The sequence below is a fragment of the Gimesia alba genome, from assembly GCF_007744675.1.
Classification (GTDB): Bacteria; Planctomycetota; Planctomycetia; order Planctomycetales; family Planctomycetaceae; genus Gimesia; species Gimesia alba.
In genome coordinates this window covers 5,486,490-5,501,322 of the sequence record NZ_CP036269.1, presented here as the reverse complement: position 1 = coordinate 5,501,322, position 14,833 = coordinate 5,486,490, and the positions used below count along the sequence as shown (strand labels likewise).

Annotated in this window: 12 protein-coding genes and 1 tRNA gene; 4 read left to right on the top strand and 9 right to left on the bottom strand. The window is 50.3% G+C overall.

Features of this window, described 5'->3' with window-relative positions:
- The first annotated feature begins 20 nt into the window (after nt 1–20).
- The 4 genes from aroA to Pan241w_RS20490 all read left to right on the top strand — a co-directional run bounded on the left by aroA (nt 21) and on the right by Pan241w_RS20490 (nt 4,486).
- Entirely contained in the window at nt 21–1,307 is a 1,287-nt protein-coding gene (gene aroA, locus Pan241w_RS20505; protein WP_145219425.1) for a 3-phosphoshikimate 1-carboxyvinyltransferase, read from the top strand.
- Nucleotides 1,289–2,734 (top strand): 16S rRNA (cytosine(967)-C(5))-methyltransferase RsmB, encoded by a 1,446-nt coding sequence (rsmB, locus tag Pan241w_RS20500; protein WP_145219423.1) that lies wholly within the window; start codon nt 1,289–1,291, stop codon nt 2,732–2,734. Before aroA ends, rsmB begins: the two co-directional genes overlap by 19 nt.
- A gap of 215 nt (nt 2,735–2,949) precedes the next feature.
- Nucleotides 2,950–4,275 (top strand): DNA-directed RNA polymerase subunit alpha C-terminal domain-containing protein, encoded by a 1,326-nt coding sequence (locus tag Pan241w_RS20495; protein WP_232107214.1) that lies wholly within the window; start codon nt 2,950–2,952, stop codon nt 4,273–4,275.
- 140 nt (nt 4,276–4,415) lie between these two features.
- Nucleotides 4,416–4,486 (top strand) — tRNA-Gln (locus Pan241w_RS20490).
- Between the two features lie 74 nt (nt 4,487–4,560).
- Here Pan241w_RS20490 and argS read toward each other — a convergent pair.
- The 9 genes from argS to Pan241w_RS20445 all read right to left on the bottom strand — a co-directional run bounded on the left by argS (nt 4,561) and on the right by Pan241w_RS20445 (nt 14,618).
- A complete protein-coding gene (gene argS, locus Pan241w_RS20485; protein ID WP_145219421.1) occupies nt 4,561–6,537 on the bottom strand; it encodes an arginine--tRNA ligase in 1,977 nt (658 codons plus the stop codon).
- A gap of 131 nt (nt 6,538–6,668) precedes the next feature.
- On the bottom strand, nt 6,669–7,001 hold the full coding sequence (gene rsfS / locus Pan241w_RS20480) for a ribosome silencing factor (protein WP_232107491.1): 333 nt from the start codon (nt 6,999–7,001) through the stop codon (nt 6,669–6,671).
- Nucleotides 7,002–7,108: 107 nt separating this feature from the next.
- Complete coding sequence (locus tag Pan241w_RS20475; protein WP_232107213.1) at nt 7,109–9,721, bottom strand: sodium-translocating pyrophosphatase; 2,613 nt, start codon at nt 9,719–9,721, stop codon at nt 7,109–7,111.
- 285 nt (nt 9,722–10,006) lie between these two features.
- Nucleotides 10,007–10,423, bottom strand: a complete 417-nt coding sequence (locus tag Pan241w_RS20470; protein ID WP_232107212.1) for a Minf_1886 family protein — start codon at nt 10,421–10,423, stop codon at nt 10,007–10,009.
- 218 nt (nt 10,424–10,641) lie between these two features.
- Nucleotides 10,642–11,493 (bottom strand): PSP1 domain-containing protein, encoded by an 852-nt coding sequence (locus Pan241w_RS20465; RefSeq protein WP_145219416.1) that lies wholly within the window; start codon nt 11,491–11,493, stop codon nt 10,642–10,644.
- 193 nt (nt 11,494–11,686) lie between these two features.
- Entirely contained in the window at nt 11,687–12,742 is a 1,056-nt protein-coding gene (holB, locus tag Pan241w_RS20460) for a DNA polymerase III subunit delta' (protein ID WP_145219414.1), read from the bottom strand.
- Nucleotides 12,743–12,769: 27 nt separating this feature from the next.
- The gene (locus Pan241w_RS20455; protein ID WP_145219412.1) at nt 12,770–13,036 is read right to left on the bottom strand and encodes a lipoyl domain-containing protein; all 267 of its coding nucleotides are present in this window, start codon (nt 13,034–13,036) and stop codon (nt 12,770–12,772) included.
- Nucleotides 13,037–13,936, bottom strand: a complete 900-nt coding sequence (gene lipA, locus Pan241w_RS20450; protein WP_145219410.1) for a lipoyl synthase — start codon at nt 13,934–13,936, stop codon at nt 13,037–13,039.
- Nucleotides 13,923–14,618, bottom strand: coding sequence for a lipoyl(octanoyl) transferase LipB (locus Pan241w_RS20445; protein ID WP_145219408.1), 696 nt, complete (start codon nt 14,616–14,618; stop codon nt 13,923–13,925). The genes lipA and Pan241w_RS20445 overlap by 14 nt, the downstream gene beginning before the upstream one ends.
- Nucleotides 14,619–14,833 lie beyond the last annotated feature (215 nt).

Genomic DNA, 14,833 nt, shown 5'->3' with positions numbered 1-14,833 from the left:
ACATATCAATTACTTAGCTCATGCCTAAAACTTATCAAGTCAAGCCAGTTTCAGGTCCCATTAAAGGGGCTGTCAGACCTCCGGGGTCTAAAAGCATTACCAATCGTGCATTAATCGTCGCGGCGCTCGCTGAAGGCACAACTCACCTGACCGGTGTGCTCGACAGCCAGGACACGCAGGTGATGATCGAGAGTCTGAATCGGCTGGGCATCAGCGTCAAACACGATTCCGAATCATGTTCGATTGAAGTCGAAGGTTGTGCTGGACAAATACCGCAGCCGTCGGCTTCACTCTGGTTGGAAAACAGTGGCACCAGCATCCGTTTTTTGACGGCGCTGTGTGCGACCGGACATGGAGAATATGTTTTAGACGGCAATGCACGCATGCAGCAGCGGCCGATTCGAGATCTGGTGGAAGCCTTAAACAGACTAGGCGTCGATGTCGTCTGTGAAAATGGCACTGGTTGTCCCCCCGTTCGCGTGAAAGCAAACGGACTACCAGGAGGAGACACTTCCATTTCGGGCAGTGTTTCCAGCCAGTATTTAAGTGCCTTGCTGATGGTTGCCCCCGCCGCACAAGGCCCGATTACTATTTCCATTCTGGATGAAATGGTGTCTAAACCTTATCTGGATATTACACTCGGTGTGATGGCGCAATTTGGCGTCACCATTGATCGGCTCGAAGAGACGGTCTGGAGAATTCAGCCTCAAATCTACCAGCGCCCTGTTGCGTATGATATCGAACCCGATGCCTCAGCAGCCAGTTACTTTTTTGCAGCCGCTGCCATTACAGGCGGGGCGGTTACCGTGGAAGGTTTGAATCAGGACGCATTGCAGGGGGACATCAATTTTATCCGGGTCCTGGAAGACATGGGCTGTGAAATCAAACGCGGACGCGACAATATCACCGTTCAAGGTAAGCCCCTCAAAGGGATTGACGTGGATATGAACGATATCAGTGACACCGCTCAGACGTTAGCTGCTGTCGCGTTATTCGCAGAAGGTCCAACCTGTATCAGAAACGTAGGACATATTCGCCACAAAGAAACAGACCGACTTGCCGCGATAGCCACCGAATTGAAACGTATGGGAATTCAGGTTGAAGAAACCGAAGATTCCGTCACCATTTTTCCAGGGGAAATTCAGCCGGCGACCATCGAGACATACGATGATCACCGGATGGCGATGAGTTTTGCACTGGTTGGCTTGAAGGTGCCCGGAATCGTGATTGCCGATCCCGATTGTACGGTGAAGACTTATCCCCATTTCTTTGCTGACCTGGAACGGTTGTGTGGTCAGTCATCGTGAAAAAGAAAAACGTCTGGAAGCAAAATACATCTTCCACTGCCCCTGAGAGCGACCCCGAGAGTTTACCACTGCCCCGATTTTTCCGATCGGCTCGGGAACTCGCTTTTTTCCTGCTCGAAGAATATCGTCTGAACAGTCAATTCATCAGCGATTCGCTACAGCGCTGGGAACGCCGGATCGACCTTTCTTCCAAGGACCGACGACTGGCTACAGAAATCAGCATCGGCGTGATTCGACGTCAGTTAACCCTGGATACGTTGATCGAAAGTCAGCTGACGCGCCCTCGCGAAAAGGTAGAGGCTCCCTTGTGGACGCTGCTGCAAACGGGCGTGTATCAACTGGTGATTCTCGACCAGATCCCTGTGCATGCTGCGGTCTCAGAGACAGTTGAGTTAGCCGGAAAACTGAAACGGGTACGCTGGAAAAAAATGGTCAACGCCATTTTACGTTCCATCGACAGGCTGCAAAACGAGGACCTCGCAACAACGCCACAAGCCAATACCATTCCCTTAAGTACGGACCGCTATCGGTGTCTGAATACAGATTTATTCGAAGATCCCAAAGACAATCCGGCTGGTTATCTTTCCAAAGCATTCAGTTTCCCAGAGTCGTTGATTTCGGATTGGCTGGCACGCTTTGGGTGGGAGCAGACGCTGCAGATTGCCCAATGGTTTAATCAACGCAATAAACTCTGTTTGCGTGCCAATGTTTTGAAGACAAGCCGCGATGACTTGCTGGAAGAATTGAAACACGAGGGAATTCAAGCCAGTCCGGGAACAGAGCCGCAATCGATCAGGCTGGAAGAAATCGTGCCATTGGAATCGCTGGTTGGATTTGATGCCGGAAAATTTACAATTCAAGATGAATCGGCCATCGCCGCCGGGAATCTGCTCAATCCACAGCCGGGTGAAACCGTGTTGGATTTGTGTGCGGCTCCCGGAACCAAGACCACACACCTGGCGGAGTTGATGTACGACCGAGGAACGGTCATCGCCACGGATGTCAGCGACGATCGCCTCGAGAAAATTGAACAGAACGCATCACGGCTGGGACTGACGAGCATTCAAACGCAATTAATTCATCCCCAGGAGAGAATGCTGGACGAAGGGCCCTTTGACGCCATTTTGGTTGACGCACCCTGTTCCAATTCCGGCGTGCTGGGGAAACGTCCGGAGGCCCGTTGGAGAATTGAAGAGGCGGCAATCAAGGAATTGACAGAAATTCAGAGTCACCTGCTGCATTTGGCTCTGGATCATCTGAAGCCCGGGGGACGGCTCGTTTATTCGACCTGCTCCTTCGACCCGAGAGAGAATGAGGATCTGCTGCAGAGTGTTCTCAGGGATTATCCGGACCGCAAAATCGTACAGGAAAATCGGCATATCCCCGGTGTACCCAGTGATGGCGGATACCAGGGGCTTGTCCAATAATCGTCCCGGTTGCTGTATGGATGAATATGCTTCTGGCGTTGTGGGATGGTAAGGTACATAACCACAGCGAGAAAAAGGCTGAAACAGGCCTTAATGGTTGCTGTTTGCTGAAACAGATTGTAAGATTCGGGTTTATAAAATTTGGCAATAGCTTGTGTGAATAAAATCTATTGTCTGCTTCCATCTGCGCGCCAGCTGCAATAAAGGAAAATAGTGTGAGTGTCGACGAATTAATTGACGTAAAAGGTGTATTACAAAGCTCCGAAGGCGTAGGATTCTCGGATGTAGAACAGTTGTCCGAAATTGTCTGCTCTGATCAGGTTTCTGAGTTACGCAATGAAGTGCAGGCGCTCGTCAGAAGTATTGAAGAAGGCGAGGCTTCCGTCGGGCTGACTGCAAGAGCCGGCATCGCTTTGCATTTGTTGGGACAACACAAAGATGCGGTTTTGCAACTTGAGAAAGTGCAAGACAATGCAACAGCCAGTTTCTATCAGTCGGTATCCTTAATCGCTTTGAAACGGTACGACGAAGCCGACAAGCAGTTAGAAGTAGCAGCCAAGCTGGGCTACGATTCAATTGAATGCTCTCTCAGAAGAGCAGAAACGCTACGTCTGGTAGGAAAACTGGACGAAGCAGAAGCGATTCTTTCATCCATCGCCAAAGATGCCGCCGGCCGGGCAGAGTATTCGTTCCAGATGGGATGTATCCGCTCGGACCGAGGCGATCTGTACGGAGCGATTGAATATTTCGAACGTGCCGTCGACATGGACCCGCGTCACTCGCGAGCGATTTTCCGTCTGGCAGGTGAAAACGCTTCACGTGGAAACGACGAAGACGCGATTCGCCTTTATGAACAATCACTTTCCAGCCCTCCTTTTTATCTTGGCGCGATCCTGAATCTGGGACTGCTCTATGAGGATATGGAAAACTATCCCGCTGCTGCATTTTGTTTCCGTCGGATTCTCGAAGCAGATCCGAATAACGAAATGGCTGCGATGTACCTCAAGGACATCGAAGCGGCTGATAACATGTACTACGATGAAGAGACCGCACGCAACGAAGCCCGCATGAAACAATTGCTCGATCGCCCTGTGACCGACTTCGAACTTTCAGTTCGCAGCCGCAACTGTCTGCATGCGATGGATATTCATACGCTGGGTGACCTGACACGGGTCAGTGAAAACGATCTGTTAGCCGGCAAGAACTTCGGTCAGACCTCTCTCGATGAAATTCGCGAGATGCTCTCCTCGTTCGGCTTGCACATCGGTCAGAACCTGCACGAGGCTCTGGGAACAGAAGGCGGCTATGCAGCCTTGCCACCCGAGTTGGCTGATAACCCGGTTACGGAAAAGCCCATTTCCGATCTGGGGCTTTCTGTCCGTTCACGAAAATGTATGTCGCGTCTTGGAATTGGCACCATTGGTGAACTACTACGTCGCAGCCCGGATGAGTTGCTGGCCAGCCGTAATTTCGGTGTGACGTCACTCAACGAAATTCGTGAAAAACTGACAGAGATGAACCTCAAGCTGCGTAACGATTAGTGAATTGGAAAGATGCTGAATTTCTCTTAGAGAACTCTTGCCAGATCTTTCCTGATTCAATAAACTCCGGTGCCGGGTTCAAAGCTGCTACCGTGGCGAACCCGAGCTGAGCTACTGTGTCTGAAATACAGAAACTGCATTACCCGGTAGTGTAATGGTAGCACAGCAGATTTTGATTCTGCTAGTCAAGGTTCGAGCCCTTGCCGGGTAATATTAAATAAAAAACGCATTCCAAATTGGAATGCGTTTTTTTTACGTCTTGTTCAAACGAGCTGGTCGTGCAAACTACATTCGCTCGCAGGTTCGAATTCCCAGGAGGGACAAGCCATGCTCAATCACCCGGGCCGTTAAATCACAGAGCAGCAGTCGGCTGGTTTTCACCTGCTCCTCTTCGGCTTTCAGCACATGGCACTGGTTGTAGAACGAACTGAAGAGATTCGAGAGTTCAAACAGGTAGTTAGTCAGATAATTGGGCCGTGCCTCAATTCCGACGCTGTCCAGGATCTCTGAATAACGGTTGATCTGTAGTGCCAGGGCACATTCCGTCTCATCCTGCAGACGCAGGGCTGACTGATTTTCTCGCAGGGCCTCGCGGTCAATTTCTCCTTTTCGGAAAATGCCTGCGACACGGGCATACGCATACTGCATGTAGGTCGCCGTGTCTCCCCGGTTCGCCAGCATTTTATCCCAGTCAAACATGTAATCACTGTCTCGATTGTGTTTCAGGTCAGCGTACTTGATACCACCCAGGCCGATGATTTCGGCAATCTGCTGACGTTCTGTTTCACTCAGTTCCGGACCGTCCGGTTTGGCTTCATCGTTTTCTGCGATGATCGTGTAGGCTCGTTGAATCGATTCATCCAACAGACTTTCCAGGCCGACATTATCACCGGCTCTTGTCTTCAGCGGTCGCCCGTCTTTGCCAAGAACGGACCCAAAGCTCACATGCTGCAATTCCAGATCCTTGAAGCCCCATTCTTTCACAGTGGCAAACAGTAGTTGGAAATGTTCGCTCTGTCGAGAGTCAACCACGTACAGCACGCGATCCGCGTTCAGTTCTTCAGCTCGATATTTGATTGTCGCCAGATCCGTCGTGGCATAGGTGAAGGCACCATCCTGCTTCTGAACAATGAAGGGGGCTTTGAAGCCTTCCACAAAGACACAGATCGCGCCCTGGCTTTCTTCAGCGAGTCCCTTTTGTTTGAGGTCAGCGACGACATCAGCCAGCATGGGGTGGTAAAAACTTTCGCCCAGAGACATATCAAAGTGAATGTCCAGCCGATCATAGACTGTCTGGATCGCCTCCAGGCACTCTGGCAGGAACTGTTTCCAGAGCGCGAGATTGTCGGCATCGCCCGCGTGTAGCTTGGCGGTTTCTTCACGCGCCTGTCGGGCAATGTCGGGAAACGCGATTGCTTTGCTGTTGAGATCTTCATTCTGTTCCAGGTCAGACAGCTTTTCCTGCATGGAATTGATATTGGATTTTCGTTCCCCGATATCTGCTTTCAATTTTTTGAGTTGCTTCTGGGCTTTTTTGTCAGGCGGATTGCTACTGATACTAGCATTCTGTTCAAATTCAAGAAGCCTGGCTTCCTGTTGCTCAAGATCGTTCTGCCGCAGGGGAACGGCATTCTTGGTCGCGTGGTAATCGGAGAGCTGGTTAACCAGTCGATACAGCCGCGCCAGTTCATGGACTGGGTCATCCTGGAAGGCGGCTTCGTTGAGAAAGTTCTTATATCCGAAAATGATCATCCCGAACTGGGTACCCCAGTCGCCGATGTGGTTGTCGCCGACTACGTCATGTCCCAGAAATTTCAGTACCCGGTAGTTGGCGTCCCCGATGACGGTGCTTCTCAGGTGGCCCACATGCATTGGCTTGGCCACATTGGGGGCCGAGAAGTCGACCACGACTTTTTGCGGGGTTTCCGTAACCGCAACTCCCAGTCGTTCATCAGTGACAAGCTGCTGTGTCTGTTCTTCCAGGCAGTCTTGTTTCAGTTTGATATTGATAAATCCGGGACCAGCGACTTCCAGTGGCTCACAGAGATCAGATAGATCAACTTTCTCTACGATTTGCGCCGCCAGATCTCTGGGATTGGTACCCTGTATTCGTTTTGCCAGAGGCATTGCGAAGTTGGCCTGGTAATCACCAAATTTGGCATCTTGAGACGCTTTAAGCATTTCGATGACCGAAGACGGATCATCGGTCCATTCAGCCAGAACAGGTTCAAATCGTTTTCTAAGTTCAGCGAGAATATTCATGTGATCATTCCAGTACTGAGACCCTGATCTCTCTCTTTAATGGAAAATGTATGTGACAATCCAATGGATGACGCCCAGAATACACGCTGGGCGCGGAGAATGGTAGAAACAGCGGTCTCTTCTGCCCGATGTCAGACAGAATCTGCTTTGTCAGCGTTATGGGACTGCCAGTCGACTTTGGTGGCATCGGCCCAGAGGCGTTCCAGATCATAGAGTTCACGAGTTTCTTCGGTGAAAATATGCAGAACGATGTCCCCATAGTCGCCTAGAATCCATTCGCTGTCCTTGCCTTCGATATTGCGGCGGTGCGTGCTGTCGCGCTTCATTAATACGCGAATCTCCTCTGCGATCGCGTTACTCTGCCTCATGTTTGAAGCAGTCGTGATAATGAAGTAATCAAACAAAGGGGTGATCTTGGAGACATCGAGTACAACGGTGTCTTTGCCTTTGAATTGATCACAGATCTTAGCACACAGACAGGCACGCTCTAAGCTGGACGCACTTTCAATGGAATCGGGTTGTTGAGAAGGTTCAGTGTTGATTTTCGTGACCTTTAGCCTGTTTCAAATACTTAAAATAACTCTAATGCGTATTGAATAATAAACCCGGCTATGACAACAGAAACCATACTCATCAATTTGATCAGAATATTCAGGCTCGGTCCACTCGTATCTTTAAATGGATCACCAACGGTATCACCAACTACTGTGGCTTTGTGCGCATCAGTTCCTTTGCCGCCATGAGCACCTGCTTCAATGTACTTCTTGGCATTGTCCCAGGCACCACCGGCATTAGCCATCATAATGGCAACTGCAAACCCACTCGTCAAGGCACCTACCAGGAGGCCAACCACGCCGGGAACTCCCAGAATGACTCCGACGGCAACCGGTGAAAGTAATCCCAGCATTGCAGGCAGGATCATCTCACGCTGGGCGGCAGCGGTACTGATTTCGACACAGGCGGCGTAATCGGGTTCGGCTTCATTCTCCATAATTCCCGCGATTTCCCGGAACTGACGCCTCACCTCGTCTACCATCGCCCCGGCCGCACGGCCCACCGCTTTCATGGTCATCGCACAAAAGACGAATGCGACCATCACGCCGAAGAAGATGCCGACCAGCACCTTCGGGTTCAGTAGTGAGAAATTATAGAACCGCGAGAAATCGGGGACGGTCGCCTTCTTGACGTCTACGCATTCTCCCCGTTCCAGTAGCTCAGTGATATTGAGACCCCGGATTGTTGCGCCGACTTCTGCTTTCTCGATTTTCTCCCGACCAGGAGTTTTCTGAGAAACATTCAAAGCCGGAAACAGCAAAAATCCCTGGTTGTTATGTTCGGGTTCTGTTCCTGCTGAGTTCACTGTCCGGAGGGCGATGCAGTTTGAACTCAGCTTTAAGGCAGACGCATTCGCCATATCATCAGAGATCGTTTCCACGATCGCTGAATTTTCGACCCAGCGTTCAAATCCAATCCGGACTTCTTCGACATAAGCCGCCAGCAGTGCCAGGGCAGTCAAGGCGGCAGAGCCAATCGCGAATCCTTTACCCGTAGCAGCGGTTGTATTTCCCAAGCTGTCCAGGGCATCGGTTCGCTGACGAACAAACGGTTCCTGTCCGCTCATTTCAGCATTACCACCGGCGTTGTCAGCAATCGGGCCATAGGCGTCTGTCGCTAAAGTAACACCCAGCGTACTCAACATGCCGACGGCGGCGATCGCAACACCATACAGGCCCATCGCGAAAATCTGTGAATTGGCGAAATCAAATCCGGTACATAATCCGAAGGCGAGAATAATCGCAACGCCGATTACCAGGATCGGAATCCAGACACTGTAAAAGCCTTCGGCAATCCCGGCGATAATCACTGTAGCAGGACCTGTGGAAGATTGGTCCGCAATAAAACGGGTCGGTTTAAATTCATCACTGGTTGAATATTCGGTCCACTTACCGATGAGCCAACCTGAAACCAGGCCGCAAACAATCGCACCGAACACGCCGAATAAAGGTGTACCAACCAGTAAGGGGGAGTCAGCAGGAATGCCTGAAGACTGAGAAGGAATCACCAGCATAATCCAGACCAACGCAAACGAAGCCACGATGACGCCAATCGCGCTGGTGTCAATTCCTTTTGCGAGTGCTTTTAACAGGTTCTTTTGTGATGCGCCTTCTTCTGTTTTCACCATGAAGATACCGGTGACTGAAAGAAAGATTCCGATCGCTGCCAGACACATCGGCAGTAACAGGCACATCATCTGCATTTTGGGGTAGCCATGATAGGCGGCAACGCCCAGGGCGCCACTGGCAAGGATCGAGCCACAGTACGATTCATAAAGGTCAGCACCCATGCCGGCGACGTCACCAACATTGTCGCCGACGTTATCTGCAATCGTGGCCGGGTTGCGCGGATCATCTTCCGGAATACCCGCTTCGACTTTACCCACCAGGTCAGCACCGACGTCTGCGGCTTTCGTGAAAATACCACCGCCGACACGTGCAAATAAAGCCTGGCTACTCGCTCCCATACCAAAACAGAGCATCGTCACGGTGATCTCCGCCAGGTCCATTTTGACGACCCAGTGCAGCACGCCAAACCACAGGCTGATATCAAGCAGGCCTAAGCCGACCACAACCAACCCCATCACAGCGCCACTGCGGAAGGCAACCTGTAAGCCATTGTTTAATGAATCTTTTGCGGCGTGGGCGGTTCGTGCACTGGCAAGAGTCGCGGTCCGCATGCCGAACCAGCCTGCTAAAGCAGAAAAGAAGCCCCCGGTTAAAAATGCGAAGGGGACCCAGTGTGATTGTGTATTCAAGCCAAAGGCCATGAAGGCCAGTAAAGCACAGACGACGGCGAAAAAGACGGTAACGACTTTAAACTGCCGATCCAGATAAGCGCGGGCACCTTCACGAACATGCTCGGCGATCGCTTTCATTTTAGGGTCACCTTCACTTTGATTTACCATCCAGCAGAAGAAGCGGTAGGCGGTAAATAAAGCAAAGATCGCACCAGCAATTGCCACCAGCCAACTGATGACAACGGTCTCAGAACCAGCCTCGGGAGGGGCACTGGTAGTTGTGTCTGCAGCGATCAGCGAAGCCGAACAGAACAAGGCCGAGAAAGTTAAGGTGATGAGAGTTGTGAGAAAACGTACGGGAGAGAATCGAGCGCGGAAAGAAAACCTCATCCTTAGAGTTAACCCCATTTTAAAAGCTGTTGTAAATCTTGTTGTAAAACCTCAAAACCTCAATTGATTCCGGGCAACTATCAGCACGCAATTTTGAATGCTCAAAAAGTTACAAGTTAAAAACTCTAGCAAAAACTCTATTCGGGGAGTGTAGCACGTGGAACTCATTTTGCAATAACAGTAACTTAACAAAGTTCGCTAAACGCAAAAGTTAAAAGCAGCGCCAAGAGCAGGGCTGAAACAGGAAGTCAGCCGCAATGGCAGAGAAAATGAGGGAGAGTCGGACTATGACTGTTCTGCTGTACTTCGATTGAAGACCTGGCTCGTGTCAATCACATAATTGGTATCGAAGACCTGTTCGAAATCATAGATGTCGACAAAATCTTCCAGCCGATCATTTTCCGTTTTGCGCATTCTGCCATGCTCGATCATCTCAAAGACCATCTTCCCGAAATCTTTGGTGGCATGCACGCCCCACTGTTTAAATACAGTCAGCGTCATCAGACCAAACTGTTTTACAGCAAGTTCTCTTACGCCTTCCAGCAGTTCCTGACCGGAAACATGCGCTTCATCCTGCTCATTCTCATTGGTGACCGTACGCGCATAAATTTCTTGCGCCTGTTGCAATGCTTCAAAAACAAAATCATATGCATTGGGGTGATACTGCAATTTTGGTCGGGAAAGATTTGTGGCAGATGTCATTATTTCACCCATACCCTTTAGAAAGCTTTATAACTACGGTCTTGAGAGCAGTCTCTTATTCTAGTGTTTCGATCTGAGCGACTTTGGTCAAGACTATCTTATCAGATAACACTTCAGATCGTGAAAAATTATCGATGAGAATTTCACGAAAATCAATCCTGTTCGCCGTTTTTTACTGTTCAAAATCGTGGGAACCCTGTTTCATGAGTCGAATCCGCTCATTGATTCGTAGGAGTTTCTCCCTTTTTCTTTTTGATGACTTCCAGAATCTCTTTTCTATGGACAATTGTTTTCCGCGAGTCAGGATAGACCACCTGCACGCATTCAGAAAGGATCTCCTGGTTCGTCACTCTGCCTTCCCCCTGTTTTGTGATCACGGTTGATCCGATGGGAGGCAGTTCTTTCTTATAGCTTTTGTAGGTGTCATATTCGTATCGCAAGCAGCATTTGAGCCGCCCGCAGCGTCCTGAGAGTTTATTCGGATCCAGTGACGTTTTTTGCAGTTTGGCCATTTTCATGGAAACGGGAGGCATTTCTGTCAGATGCGTTCCACAGCAAACCGTTTTGCCGCAATCACCATAGTCGGCCAGCAGCTTGGCTTCATCACGCACTCCGATTTGGCGCATTTCAATCCGCGATCGATATTTGCGTGCCAGCGCTTTTACCAGTTCACGAAAGTCAACACGCTTTTCAGCAAGGTAATAAAAGACGACCCGTTCGCTGCCAAAAAGATGCTCGACATCGACAAGCTGCATTTGCAGCTTGTATTCATTGACCAGTTCCTGGCATCCCTGGAATTCTTTTCGTTCTTCATGACGATTCTGATCGCGCGTGCGATAATCATCATCTGTGACCATCCGAATAATGCGTCCTGTCGGCTCGGATGTTTTCATGAAAGAGCGAACACGCTCCGTTGCCGGCGAGAGGACTTCACCCCACTCGTGGCCGCGATCGCTTTTGATGATCACCGCCGCATTACGCGGGAGCTCAGTCTGACCCTTAAAAGAAAATTCGCCAATCAGCCGGGTAGAACCATAGCGAACAATATAACCTGAAACTTCAGTATTCATTTATGACAATTTCATTGAATTGAGTTTGAGCAAAGCCGCCAGAATTGAATAGAGAAAAACAGTGAATAAACAATGAGGCTGCTCAGATCATTTTAGTATAGCCAATCTTGATCGGGCAATCTTTACTTTTTCCCGGGAAAATGAATTTTTTGAAAAGCCATTGATTTTGAATCAGGTCATCCATGATCGGCTCTTATTTCATTTGTATACCTCTCAGATCTTCGCTTAAGCTTTCGATGCACAGTGCGATCGTGGCGTTTCTCGCGATTTCTTCTTCCGTCTGCAACATCCGATCCAGCAGATTCCCAATTTTCTCAATCTGGTCTTCCGTTGCACCCGGAATCCCAGCGACAAACTTTCTGATTTGCTCTGTGTCAAAACCCGAATCGTAACCAGCCGCAAACTGCAATGCCTGATGATAAAAATCAGCGCAAAATTTAATGACCCAGTTCGCTGTTTTTCGTTGTGCTGCCGTATTGCCTCCGATGTCATCAATGGCTTGCATGACGGCCTGAGAAAAGACTTGAGGCTGGAATGGGTGCTGACTCAGAATTCGAGTAATCTTGACTCGCAGCGTTTCCAGATTCTCGTCCAGAAGCTGGCTGGCAATTTTGAGAGATCCTTCTGCCAGCCGGGCAATCTGGTTTGCCTGTTCCGCGGAATCGAGTATTTGTTGTTCCATTAACAAATCGGCAACATCCTCTTGTGACAGGCGTCCGAAACGCATTAACTGACATCGGGATCGAATCGTCGGCAGGATCGCGTCCAGCTCGCTGGCAATCAATATCATTAAATAATTGGCCGACGGTTCTTCCAGCGTTTTGAGTAAAGCGTTGGCACTTTCCGCATTCATTTTGTCTGCATCATCAATGATGGCAATCCGCCGATCCCCCGACATCGGCCGTAATGACATTTCATAACACACGCCTTCGCGGCCGCGATGGTCATCTCCCCCGATGATCAGGCTCAACGGCAAGATCGCTTTGTCAGGAGGGCACTCGACCGAAATTAAATCGGGGTGAGTTCCCGCCGCCATTTGTTTACAGGAAGCACATTCGCCGCAGCTCGACAAATCGTCTGCTGATGTTTGCTCACAAAACAAACATTGTGCCAGATACAAGGCGACTCGTTTTTTACCAATCCCGGTATCGCCGGCAAACAGGAGTGCGTGCGGCAAGCGGCTGCGGGACAGGGCACGTTGCAGCATTTCCAGTATCGATTGATGACCTCGTATCTGATCGGTTGTCATTCTTGGTTCCCATTCTGATCAAACAGATCAACTTCCCAGCTCAGGTTCATCAACGTCAGCAGGTTCGATCCAGCCTAATACCGTGCCTGCCTCGACTTCAACCCCCGGCTGACACTCACACGCGATGACAGTTCCCGTACAGGGAGACTCAACATCAAAGGTCACTCCCGGCATCAACAGTTCAACAACACGATCTCCTGAAACAACCTGTTCTCCAGCTCGCGTGAGCCATAAGCTCACCTTGAGTTGGCGGTTCACATTGCCTAACGAAGGAACAACGATCGGGGTGGGCATTCAGGAATCATTTCCCAGGACAGCCGCCATTTCGCCTGCGTTATAACTGGAGCGGACAAACGGGCCACTGGCAACCAGTTTAAAGCCCATCGCCCGGACTTGATCTCCCACTTCATCAAACTCTTCCGGCGGAAGAAATCGTTCGACCGGCAAGTTCTCAGGCGTTGGTTGCAGATATTGTCCAATCGTAATCATATCACAGCCGGCAGCCCGCAGGTCGGCACAGACTTCCAGTACTTCTTCTCTGGTTTCACCCAGTCCCAGCATCAAACCACTTTTCGTGATGATGGTCGGATCAGTTTCTTTGACTTGAATCAGCAGATCCAGGGTTCTCTGATAGACGGCATTCCGGCGAACCCGATGGTAGAGCCGGGGAACCGTTTCGGTGTTGTGATTGAATACGTCGGGATGGGCTTCGGTGACACGATGAATGGCAGCGCGGTCGCCGCGGAAATCGGGGGTCAAAACTTCGATGTCTGCCCCCGTGCGCTCACGTACTGCCAGAATGCAGTTATAAAAATGCTCAGCGCCGCCATCAGGGAGATCATCCCGCGTGACCGATGTGATCACCACATGTTCCAGACCCAATCGGGCTGCTGCTTCAGCAACGCGTTCCGGCTCATCAATTTGGACGGTCTCTGTTTTTCCTTTTGCGATGGAGCAGAACCCACAGGGTCTGGTGCAGACGTTGCCCAGAATCATCAGCGTGGCCGTCTTGTGCGACCAGCATTCCGTGCGATTCGGGCACTTGGCGCTTTCACAAACGGTCACCAGATTTAAATCGTCGATTACATTGCTGGTGAATGACATGCCCGGTTTGGGGAGTGGCCTTTTCAACCACTTGGGAAGTCGCTGCCGAGGGGCAGGTTGAGTGTCTGTCAGAATATTAAGTGTGGACATAAACTTTTTTCTTCACTCTATTCAATAAGGGGTGTCGTGTGAAAATGGGGGTGTCCCGGTATCCGAACCGCGAAACAAGATTCCGCACGATACTTTCGCGAACAGAACTCATGCTGGCCTCCCGCGTCAGCGTGGCAGACAGCGATGTCAGGCGATGGTCGTATCGATTGGAGTCAATCAAGCGCAGTAATTTCATATCTGGTGAAACATTAATATAGAACCCATAGTAAGAAATCCAGGATTTGATCGCAGCCCCCAGGCAGGCAAACTGCCCACAACGACTGGAAATTCCTGTCGAACCGGGTTGGACCTGTGCTTCAACGCCTTGCTCCGCCGCCATGGCTATGATCGCCTGTTCCAGTCGACTCAGATAGTCCTGAACCCCGATCCCCAACTGCTTTAAGGGGAGGACAGGGTACACCGCCAGTTGTCCCGGAGTGTGTAAAATCGCGCCCCCGCCTCGATTGACCCACCGGACCTCGATTTGTCCCGCTTTCAATTCCTGGTAAGACCCCGAAAGTTGGGCGTGGCTGCCTTCACGTCCGACCGTAATCAGCGGTGGATGTTCACAAATGAAAAGCACAGCCGTTTCATTTTGCGCTCTTCGCAGTTCCTGTACCGCACGTTCCTGTAATACCAGTAAAGAATCGAAATCAACGCAGCCCAGCATATAGATTTTCATCGTCCGGTCTTGGTGATGTGCTCGTTCAATAGGGGACAGCTCGATATTCATGATTCTGACAGACAGGGGACAAGTTTACATTTGCGAAAGGCTTTCTACAGCCTCTTGTCATTTTTGGTGGTTGCATTCATGAGTCAATCAAGGGCATTCAAAAAATGGGACAGCCTGGATTGATTCATCGGGCAGGGGAGTCCGAGACCTGATTTCCCGTTGGG

Bases quoted from the DNA above. Each gene is read 5' to 3' on its own strand.
- aroA (WP_145219425.1), top strand. From the start codon at position 21: ATGCCTAAAACTTATCAAGTCAAGCCAGTTTCAGGTCCCATTAAAGGG.
- argS (WP_145219421.1), bottom strand. From the start codon at position 6,537: ATGAATATTCTCGCTGAACTTAGAAAACGATTTGAACCTGTTCTGGCT.
- Pan241w_RS20475 (WP_232107213.1), bottom strand. From the start codon at position 9,721: ATGAGGTTTTCTTTCCGCGCTCGATTCTCTCCCGTACGTTTTCTCACA.
- Pan241w_RS20470 (WP_232107212.1), bottom strand. From the start codon at position 10,423: ATGACATCTGCCACAAATCTTTCCCGACCAAAATTGCAGTATCACCCC.
- Pan241w_RS20465 (WP_145219416.1), bottom strand. From the start codon at position 11,493: ATGAATACTGAAGTTTCAGGTTATATTGTTCGCTATGGTTCTACCCGG.
- holB (WP_145219414.1), bottom strand. From the start codon at position 12,742: ATGACAACCGATCAGATACGAGGTCATCAATCGATACTGGAAATGCTG.
- Pan241w_RS20455 (WP_145219412.1), bottom strand. From the start codon at position 13,036: ATGCCCACCCCGATCGTTGTTCCTTCGTTAGGCAATGTGAACCGCCAA.
- lipA (WP_145219410.1), bottom strand. From the start codon at position 13,936: ATGTCCACACTTAATATTCTGACAGACACTCAACCTGCCCCTCGGCAG.
- Pan241w_RS20445 (WP_145219408.1), bottom strand. From the start codon at position 14,618: ATGAAAATCTATATGCTGGGCTGCGTTGATTTCGATTCTTTACTGGTA.